Annotated in this window: 3 protein-coding genes and 1 pseudogene; all 4 read left to right on the top strand. The window is 73.3% G+C overall.

All coding sequences use genetic code 11. From position 1 onward, the window contains the following. On the top strand, positions 1 to 2,081 hold a 2,081-nt coding region (gene ligA / locus MNZ39_RS22790; RefSeq protein ID WP_242341393.1), incomplete at its 5' end, for an NAD-dependent DNA ligase LigA. Next, the gene (locus tag MNZ39_RS22785; protein WP_242341392.1) at positions 2,081 to 2,362 is read left to right on the top strand and encodes an acylphosphatase; all 282 of its coding nucleotides are present in this window, start codon (positions 2,081 to 2,083) and stop codon (positions 2,360 to 2,362) included. The genes ligA and MNZ39_RS22785, both read left to right, overlap by 1 nt. Before the next feature lie 209 nt (positions 2,363 to 2,571). After that, positions 2,572 to 5,262 carry a TIGR03960 family B12-binding radical SAM protein gene (locus tag MNZ39_RS22780; RefSeq protein ID WP_242341391.1) on the top strand — a complete coding sequence of 897 codons (2,691 nt, stop codon included), beginning with the start codon at positions 2,572 to 2,574 and terminating at the stop codon, positions 5,260 to 5,262. A gap of 188 nt (positions 5,263 to 5,450) precedes the next feature. Further along, positions 5,451 to 5,921, top strand: a pseudogene (locus MNZ39_RS22775) (ribonuclease G); the annotation flags it as partial.

Raw genomic sequence — 5,921 nt, 5'->3', positions numbered from 1 at the left:
GGGACGCCGCCGCCGTCCGCGCCGCGGAGCTCCGCGCGCGGATCCTCTCCGCCGATCACGCCTACTACGTCCTCGATCGACCGGTCCTCTCCGACGCCGAGTACGACAGGCTCGTGCGCGAGCTCGCCGAGCTCGAGGCGGCTCACCCCGAGCTCGCCACCTCCGACTCGCCGACCCAGCGGGTGTCGGGCACGCCGAGCGAGCGGTTCGAGCGGGTCGTCCACCGCGAGCCCATGCTCTCGCTCGGGAACATCCAGGCCGACGAGGAGCTCGACGAGTTCGACGCGCGCGTGCGCCGCCTGCTCGGGCTCGGCGAGGAGGTCCGGGTGGGCTACGTCGCCGAGCCGAAGCTGGACGGGCTCGCGGTCGAGCTCGTGTACGAGCGCGGCCGCCTCGTCCAGGGCTCGACCCGCGGCGACGGCGTGAACGGCGAGGACGTCACGCCGAACCTGCGCACGGTCGGCCGCACGGGCGCGAACCGGGGGATCCCGGAGCGGCTCCTCGGCGAGGTCCCGCCGCGCGTCGAGGTGCGCGGCGAGGTGCTCCTCTTCAAGGAGCACTTCGAGGCGATGAACCGGCAGATCCTCCGCGCGGGCGGCGAGCCGTTCGCGAACCCCCGCAACGCGGCGGCGGGGTCGCTCCGCCAGCTCGACTGGCGCGTGACCTCGCGCCGCCCGCTCTCCTTCATCGCCTACGAGGCGCTCGTGCCCGGCGCGGAGCCCGGCGGCGCGCGCGCCGCGCCGGGCGCCTGGCGCACGCACATGGAGAAGATCGAGGCGCTCGGGCGCTTTGGCTTCGAGACGAACCCCGCGAACGCGCGCTGCGACGGCATCGCGGAGGTGAAGGCCTACCGCGATCGCATGGCGCAGGGGCGCTTCGCGCTCCCGTACGACACGGACGGCGTCGTGGTGAAGGTGGACGACCTCGACTGGCGGCGCCGGCTCGGCGCGGCGTCCAAGTTCCCGCGATGGGCGGTGGCCTACAAGTACCCGCCGCAGGAGGAGGCGACGCGCATCCGGCGCATCTGGGCCTCGGTGGGGCGCACCGGGATCCTCACGCCGGTCGTGGACTTCGAGCCCGTCCGGCTCTCCGGCGCGATGGTGTCCCGCGCGACGCTGCACAACGAGGACGAGATGCGGCGCAAGGACGTCCTCGAGGGAGACTGGATCCTCGTGCGCCGCGCGGGCGAGGTCATCCCCGAGGTCGTCATGCCGCTCAAGGAGCGGCGCACCGGGGAGGAGCGCCCGTTCACGTTCCCGACCGCGTGCCCGGTCTGCGGCGCGAAGGTGGTCCGCGAGGAGGGGGAGAAGGTCTACCGCTGCACCGGCGCGGCCTGCCCCGCCCAGCTCGTCGGGCGGCTCACCCACTTCGCCCAGCGCCGCGCCATGGACGTGGACGGGCTCGGGGACAAGCTCGCCGCCGGGCTCGTCGAGCGCGGCCTCGTCCGCGACTTCGCGGATCTGTACGGCGTCCCCTTCCGCGCCTTCCAGGAGCTGTTCAGCCGGCCGCGCAAGGAGGAGCGGGACGCGAAGGCCGAGCTCCCGGAGAAGAGCGCCCAGAACATGCTCGACGCCCTCGAGCGCTCGAAGGACACGACGCTCCGCCGCCTGCTCTTCGCGCTCGGGATCCCGCAGGTGGGCGAGGCGACGGCGGCCACGCTCGCGCGCCACTTCGGCGACCTCGCGCGCTTCATGGACGCGAGCGAGGAGGAGCTCCTCGCGGTGCGCGACGTCGGCCCGGAGACCGCGCGCGAGATCCGCGCCTGGACCGCCGAGCCGCAGAACCGGCGCGTGGTGGAGCGGCTCCTCGCGGCGGGCGTGAGGCCCGCGCAGGAGGCGATCGAGGCCCGCGGCCCGTTCGCGGGGAGATCGGTGGTCCTCACCGGCGGGCTCGCCGCCATGAGCCGCGACGACGCCAAGGCCGAGATCGAGCGGCGCGGCGGCAAGGTGTCGGGCAGCGTCTCGCGCAAGACCGATCTCGTCGTCGCCGGCGAGGACGCCGGCTCGAAGCTCGAGAAGGCGCAGTCGCTCGGGGTCAAGGTGGTGGGCGAGGCGGAGTTCCTGCGGATGCTGGAGGAGTGATGGCCGAGCTCGTTCGCGCGCACATCCTCGTGAGCGGGGACGTGCAGGGGGTCTCGTTCCGGCAGGCGACCGTGGACGAGGCGCGCCGGCTGGGGATCCACGGCTGGGTGAGGAACGTGGCGGACGGGCGCGTCGAGGCGGAGGCGGAGGGCGAGCGCGCGAAGGTGGAGGCGCTCGTCCGCTGGTGCGGGCGGGGGCCGCCGGCGGCGCGGGTCGAAGGGGTCCAGGTCTCCTGGAGGCCGCACGCGGGCGACCTCGGGCCCTTCTCCGTCCGCCGCTGAGAGCGTCGAGGCGCCGGGAGGGGATCGGTTCACGGCCTCTCGAGGCGCCGTCGGGGCGGGCGCGTCCCCGGCCGGACCTTCGCCTCGAGCGTTGCCGCCGGCGGCGCGGGTGTGCTACGAACGCCAGCCCTGCCGGATTCGTCAGTCGGATCCGGGAGTTCCACACGACGTTGGGCGAGGCGCGGTTCGAACCCGCGGCCCGGCGAACCATGACGACCCCCTACGCGAACCTCCCGTCCGCGCTCGACGAGCTCGTGCTCGTCGCGCAGAAGCCGTCCCGCTACGTCGGCGGCGAGTTCGGCAGCGTCACCAAGGACCTGTCCGCCGCGCGCGTGCGCTTCGCGCTCGCGTTCCCGGACACCTACGAGGTCGGCATGTCCAACCTCGGGTTCCGGCTCCTCTACCACCTGCTGAACGACCGGCCCGAGATCGCCTGCGAGCGGGTGTTCCTGCCCTGGCCCGACATGGAGGGCATGCTCCGCGCCCGCGGCGTGCCGCTCTTCACGCTCGAGTCGCGCGCGCCCGTCCGCGCGTTCGACCTGCTCGGCGTCACGCTGCAGTTCGAGCTCGCCTACACGAGCGTGCTCGCGATGCTGGACCTCGCCGGCATCCCGCTCCACGCCCGCGAGCGCGGCGACGGGGATCCCATCGTGGTGGGCGGCGGCCCCTGCGCCTTCAACCCGGAGCCCGTGGCCGACTTCTTCGACTGCTTCGCCGTGGGCGAGGGCGAGGAGGTCGCGCTCGAGATCGCCGACGCGGTCGCGGAGAGCGGGTTCCGGCGCGGCGGCGCCTCGCGCGCGGAGCTGCTCCGCAGGCTCGCGCGCATCCCCGGCGTGTACGTCCCGTCGCTGTTCCGCCCCCGCTACGACCCCGCGACGCGCACGCTCGTCGAGCTCGAGCCCCTCGTGCCGGGCTACGAGAAGATCGAGCGGCGGGTGATGCCGGACCTGAACGCGCTCCCGACGACCGCGTACACGCGGCCGCTCGTGCCGTTCATGCAGACGATCCACGACCGGCTCCCCATCGAGCTGCAGCGGGGCTGCACCCGCGGCTGTCGCTTCTGCCAGGTCGGCATGATCACGCGCCCGACCCGGCAGCGCGACCCGAAGCAGGTCCTGCGGCTCGCCGAGACGGGGCTGAACGCCTCCGGCTACGAGGAGGTGGGGCTCCTGTCGCTCTCGTCGGGCGACTACGCGCCGCTCAACGGGATGCTCGACGACTTCCTCGCCCGCTGGGAGGGCGAGAAGATCGCGATGAGCCTGCCGTCCCTGCGCACCGAGACGATGAACGACTCGCTCGCGAAGAAGATCGCGCGGATCCGGAAGACCGGCTTCACGCTCGCGCCCGAGGCCGCGACGGAGCGGATGCGCGCCGTCATCAACAAGGGCAACCGCGAGGAGGACCTGCTCCGCGCCGTCGAGTCGGTGTTCCAGAACGGCTGGTCGCTCCTCAAGCTCTACTTCATGATCGGGCTCCCCGAGGAGCGGGACGAGGATGTCGTCGCGATCGCGGAGCTCGCGAGGAGGTGCCTCGCCACGGCGCGCCGGGCGCTGCCGAAGGGGCAGGGCTCGGCGGCGATCCACCTCGGCGCCTCCACGTTCGTGCCGAAGCCCTTCACGCCGTTCCAGTGGGAGCCGATGATCCCGCCCGAGGAGACCCGGCGGCGCCAGGCCCTCATCACCGCCGCGCTCGGCGGTCGGAACGGCGCGATCCAGTTCAAGCCGCACGACTCGCGCCAGTCGTCCATCGAGGGGGCCCTCGCTCTGGGCGACCGTCGCGTGGCGACGGCGGTGCTCGCCGCTTACCGCAGCGGCCAGCGGCTCGACGGGTGGTCGGAGTGGTTCGACGAGGGACGCTGGCTCGCCGCGTTCGAGGCGTGCGAGCGCGAGCACGGCGTCGGCCTCGACTGGTTCGCGCACCGCCGCCGCCGGCTCGACGAGGTCCTGCCGTGGGACCGGATCGACTGCGGCGTGACGAAGCCCTACCTCGCGAAGCAGCTCGCCGCGGCGCGGAACCTCGCCGAGGTGGAGGACTGCGTGCTCGCCCCGTGCAGCGTGTGCGGCGCGTGCGACTACGAGGTCGTGAAGAACCGGACCTACGAGGCGAGCGAGTACGTCCCCGAGCCGCCCCGGCCGCCGCGCCCGCCCGAGCCGGCGCTCCGCACGCGGGTGCGCGTCCGCTGGGCGAAGCTCGGCCGGCTCGTGGCGCTCTCGCACCTCGAGACGATGCACACCCTCCTGCGCGCCATCCGCCGCGCGGGGCTCCCGGTCGTCTACTCGCAGGGCTTCCACCCGAAGCCGCGCGTCTCGTTCGGCCCGGCGCTCGCCGTGGGCGTCGAGAGCCAGGCGGAGTTCATGGATCTCGAGCTCGCCGGCGAGCTCGACCCCGCCGAGGTCGCCGCCCGGCTCGCTCCGGAGCTGCCGAAGGGGCTCGAGGTGCTCGACGCCCAGCGGGTGGAGGCGAGCGCGCCGTCGATTTCCGAATCACTCCGCGCCGTCCATTATCGCGTGGAGTTCGAGGGGGATGGCTGGGATGAGGTGACCCTTTCGGATCGGGTGGCGGGGTTCGGGGAGGCCGACCAGGCGGTCGTCACCCGGGCGCCCCCCCCCAAGAGCCGGGGGCGTCGGCGACAGAAGGTCGCGGAGATGAAGGGAAGAGAGATAGACTTGAAAGAAATTGTGACCCACCTGGCCGTCGAAGGCCCGGGGACGGTCGCGTTCAGTTTGCGGGCGGATCCCTCCGGGAGCGCGAAGCCAGCCGAGGTGCTGGCGGCGATCTTCGGCGACGGGGAGCCGCCCAGGGGAGTGAAGGTTTTGAAGGAAGGCGTCAGCTTCGCGAGGGCGGGCGAGGGTCAGGATTCTGGCCGTCAGCCGCGCGCGCCTCGCTACCTGGACGCCTGAACTACAGCGCGCCCCGCAGCGCCGCGACGAACCGCGGCCGCCGGGCGCGAGGAGCGCGACGCTTTGAGCGGAAGCTCGACAGCCGATCCGAGACGCCCGGCACCGCCCGGACGCTCGCGGTCGCGGCCCATCGTGATGACGGGCCTCGCTCTCCCCGCGCCTTCCCGGGGCGAGAGAGGACCATCGCCATGGCGGGCAACAGCATCCTCGTGATCAACGCGGCCGGCGCGGAGACTCGCGTCGCCCTCGTCGAGAACAACACCATCCACGAGTACTACCTCGAGCGAAAGCGCGAGAAGGGGATCGTCGGCAACATCTACAAGGGCAGGGTGGTTCGCGTGCTCCCGGGCATGCAGGCCGCCTTCGTCGACATCGGGCTCGACAAGGCCGCGTTCCTGTACGTCGGGGACGTCTACGGAGATCCCGAGTTCTCCGAGGAGTTCGAGCTCACCGAGGGCGAGCACCGCGTCGAGGTGCCGGAGGTGCCCACCGAGCAGGAGGCGGAGGCGGAGGAGGCGCGCGCGCGCGCCGTGTCCTCCGAGCCGCCGGCCGCCACGCCGGTGCCCATCGCCGAGGAGGCGCCGCTCGCCATCGGCGAGCCGGCCGCCGGGGCCGACGAGGCGGCGCGCGCCTCCGCGGAGGCGGTCGCCGCTCCGGTC

Source organism: Anaeromyxobacter sp. SG66, from assembly GCF_022690805.1.
GTDB lineage: Bacteria > Myxococcota > Myxococcia > Myxococcales > Anaeromyxobacteraceae > Anaeromyxobacter > Anaeromyxobacter soli.
Note: the sequence above shows the minus strand (reverse complement) of the source record. Positions and strands in the feature narration are given on the sequence as shown.

Coding starts and splice junctions, on each gene's coding strand:
- MNZ39_RS22785 (WP_242341392.1), top strand. CDS start 2,081: ATGGCCGAGCTCGTTCGCGCGCACATCCTCGTGAGCGGGGACGTGCAG.
- MNZ39_RS22780 (WP_242341391.1), top strand. CDS start 2,572: ATGACGACCCCCTACGCGAACCTCCCGTCCGCGCTCGACGAGCTCGTG.